Origin of the sequence: Chryseobacterium sp. 2TAF14, assembly GCF_052115105.1 — a bacterium.
GTDB lineage: Bacteria > Bacteroidota > Bacteroidia > Flavobacteriales > Weeksellaceae > Chryseobacterium.
Genome location: NZ_JBFRGA010000255.1, coordinates 1 through 3,026, shown reverse-complemented (window position 1 = coordinate 3,026; position 3,026 = coordinate 1). Strand labels below are relative to the sequence as shown.

Annotated in this window: 4 protein-coding genes; 2 read left to right on the top strand and 2 right to left on the bottom strand. The window is 35.4% G+C overall.

Features of this window, described 5'->3' with window-relative positions:
- The first annotated feature begins 373 nt into the window (after positions 1-373).
- Positions 374-1,369 carry a cation diffusion facilitator family transporter gene (locus AB4Y90_RS17015; RefSeq protein WP_441558756.1) on the top strand — a complete coding sequence of 332 codons (996 nt, stop codon included), beginning with the start codon at positions 374-376 and terminating at the stop codon, positions 1,367-1,369.
- Positions 1,370-1,508: 139 nt separating this feature from the next.
- Here AB4Y90_RS17015 and AB4Y90_RS17010 read toward each other — a convergent pair whose 3' ends face one another.
- Entirely contained in the window at positions 1,509-1,955 is a 447-nt protein-coding gene (locus AB4Y90_RS17010; protein ID WP_441558755.1) for an exosortase F system-associated membrane protein, read from the bottom strand.
- A complete protein-coding gene (gene xrtF / locus AB4Y90_RS17005) occupies positions 1,952-2,473 on the bottom strand; it encodes an exosortase family protein XrtF (RefSeq protein ID WP_441558754.1) in 522 nt (173 codons plus the stop codon). Before xrtF ends, AB4Y90_RS17010 begins: the two co-directional genes overlap by 4 nt.
- Positions 2,474-2,523: 50 nt before the next feature.
- Between xrtF and AB4Y90_RS17000 the strand changes: the two genes are divergently transcribed.
- Entirely contained in the window at positions 2,524-3,024 is a 501-nt protein-coding gene (locus AB4Y90_RS17000) for a hypothetical protein (protein WP_441558753.1), read from the top strand.
- Positions 3,025-3,026: the final 2 nt, after the last annotated feature.

The following is a 3,026-nucleotide window of genomic DNA, read 5'->3' as shown; positions in this document are numbered from 1 at the left end:
CTTAAAAGACCTTAATGGTTCAAAAATTTTTCAAAGAAAATAATGGTAACAAAGAAAATAAATAAAGATAAAATAGGTTTCCAGAAGCTCATCGCCGTTTTCGGAGTCATTTTATTTGTAGGAAAAATCATCGCCTGAAAGCTCACCGATTCCGATGCTGTATCCTAAAAACCGGAAAGTATAGCGTAGATTTTGCTAAACTTTTTTCAAATATGTAAACTTATGGTGATTAACTTTAAAGAGTCCTGAAAGGACGATTTAACAAAGGATAGGATGAAATCCTATCAAACTCAACAAATATCTGAGATATTAACCTTAAAAATTCTTAAACCTTAAAAGACCTTAATGGTTCAAAAATTTTTCAAAGAAAATAATGGTAACAAAGAAAATAAATAAAGATAAAATAGGTTTCCAGAAGCTCATCGCCGTTTTCGGAGTCATTTTATTTGTAGGGAAAATCATCGCCTGGAAGCTCACCGATTCCGATGCTGTATTTTCCGATGCGATGGAAAGCATTGTGAATGTTATCAGTGCGTTTATGGGTTTATATTCTTTGCATTTAGCTTCAAAACCCAAAGACGAAGATCATCCTTACGGTCACGGAAAAGTAGAATTTGTAACCTCCGGAATAGAAGGCGCACTCATCGCCATCGCCGGAATTATGATCATCTACGAAGGCATCAACAGTTTGGTGACCGGTAAAGTTTTAAGCGAATTAGACTGGGGAATTACCATTATTGCCGCCACTGCCATTATCAATTATATTTTAGGATATATTTCGGTAAAAAAAGGTGAAAAAGAAAATTCTTTGGTTTTAATTTCTTCAGGAAAACATCTGCAGTCAGACACTATTACTACATTAGGAGTGGTGATCAGTTTAATTATTGTCTATTTTACCAAGATTTTTTGGATAGATTCTGTCGTTGCTTTAATTTTCGGTTTTTATATCATTTTTGTAGGTTATAAAATCGTTCGAAAATCGCTACGGGGAATTATGGATGAGCAGGATCCCGAACTTCTAAACAATATTATCGATCTTCTCGAAAAAAACAGAAAAACAGAATGGATTGACATTCACAACATGAAAATCCAGCAGTTCGGCTCATCACTTCATATCGATGCGCACATTACTTTGCCCTATTATTACAGCCTTCGTGAAGCTCATCAGGAAATGGAGCAGGTTATCCTTCTTTTAGCCAAAAACACAAAACGTACCGTCGAGTTCAATTTTCATATGGATGATTGCAAAACAATTTCATGTCCGATTTGCCAGATTATGGATTGCCCGGTTCGCGAACTTCCTTTTGTAAAACGTATAAAATGGACTCCGGCAAATGTTACAAGCGTCGAAAAACATACAATTCAGTAATTTTTTTAGGAGCTTTTTCCAGCTCTTCGCTCATACTCCTCGTTCCTTCACACTCCAACGCTAAATCCCTTAAACCCTCCAACGTTTACTGCGGGGTAACCGCTGCGATCTGGGCTATTAAAACAAAAGGTAAAACTTGCTACTGTAGCGAATTATTTCTCAGCAACATCTGCTTCCGGTAATAAAACAAAGGAATAATCAGAAGAAGAATCAGAGGCTGTATTACAAACCTTCTCATATAAAAAGAAAAAAGATGGCCGATTTCAAATTTGTCTGAAATACAATACAGGTAAATAGGAAAGGTAATTACGAAAATGATCAGGATCAAAACCGCTCCCTGTATCGTCCACTGTTTATTTTTAAATATAAAATGAATAATGATACATGAGAAAAAAAGGTTTAAGGCAAACCTGAAAATATGACTGATGATAAGTTTCCCCCACTCAAAATCGGGAAAAGCAATCTGATAATCTGCTTCGTGAAAATACTTCAAAAAAGGATCATAGAAAATCTGGTCTTCCAGGATTCTCACAGAGACAAGTCCGCAAACTCCGACGATCACTAAAAACCAACTAAGAATTTTCATTTTTTTAAAGCAAAAAATTTAATCCAGACTAACCAGAGTACAACAACGCTCCCGTAAATAATGGCAGGAAAAACGTAATCGTGCGACATCTTGCTGTATTGAGGATAATCGCTGCAGACAATATTAAGACCAATAATTCTTGAAACATTCATGATGTGAAGCAAGATTAAGCTTATGCCCACAAAAACAAAAGTTTTAGCTCCTTTATAGAATGCAAAAACAAAAGATAAAAACAAGATCATTACAGAAATTGCGTTGCAGCCTTCCACCATTCTGGTTACAAAACCGGTTTTCACATGAAACCAGACTTGCTGCTTTGGCACATCATCATACAGAGCCGAAGGATATCCCATTGCATTTTGTAAATGCATAACCTGTTTCGCTATTAGACGGGAAAAAGGATCCAGACCTTGTGCTTTAAAACTGGTAAGATAAAACTGATACGCAAAAAGCAGCACCAAATAAATGATGATGAAGCGCAGCAGAATACCCAAAACAGGTTTAAAGTCTTTTAACATGCTGCAAAGATAGCAATTAGCACGTAAATTAGTATATTTGTTACCATATTATGACTTCTGAAAACGCAAAAAGATTTTTTGAAAACCATTTCGGTGAAAAATCAACTCAATTTGTCACTTTAGCTCAAAGCGGTTCTGCGAGGGTCAATTTTTTGGCTCAAAATCAAATCGGGAAATACATCGTTACCTACAATGAGAATATTACCGAAAACGAAAGCTTTCTCTATTTCTCAAAACTATTTTCGAAACTGAATCTTAATACTCCGGAAATATTTTCTGTTTCAGACGACCGCAAAACCTATATTCAGGAGTTTTTAGGGGAAAAAACTTTTTCCGAGATTATTGCTGAAGAAGGTCTTTCAGAAAATGTAAAAATTTTGGTAAAGCAAACGTTGAGACAGCTTTTTGAGCTTCAGGAAAAAACCAATGGGAAAATAGACTTTCAAAAAACTTTTGAATATGAAAGCTATGACGAGCTTCCTGTAATGCACGATTTGTATTACTTTAAAAATTTCGTTGCCGATGTTTTGGAGCTGGAATATCACAAATAAAT

Coding starts and splice junctions, on each gene's coding strand:
- AB4Y90_RS17015 (WP_441558756.1), top strand. CDS start 374: ATGGTAACAAAGAAAATAAATAAAGATAAAATAGGTTTCCAGAAGCTC.
- AB4Y90_RS17010 (WP_441558755.1), bottom strand. CDS start 1,955: ATGAAAATTCTTAGTTGGTTTTTAGTGATCGTCGGAGTTTGCGGACTT.
- xrtF (WP_441558754.1), bottom strand. CDS start 2,473: ATGTTAAAAGACTTTAAACCTGTTTTGGGTATTCTGCTGCGCTTCATC.
- AB4Y90_RS17000 (WP_441558753.1), top strand. CDS start 2,524: ATGACTTCTGAAAACGCAAAAAGATTTTTTGAAAACCATTTCGGTGAA.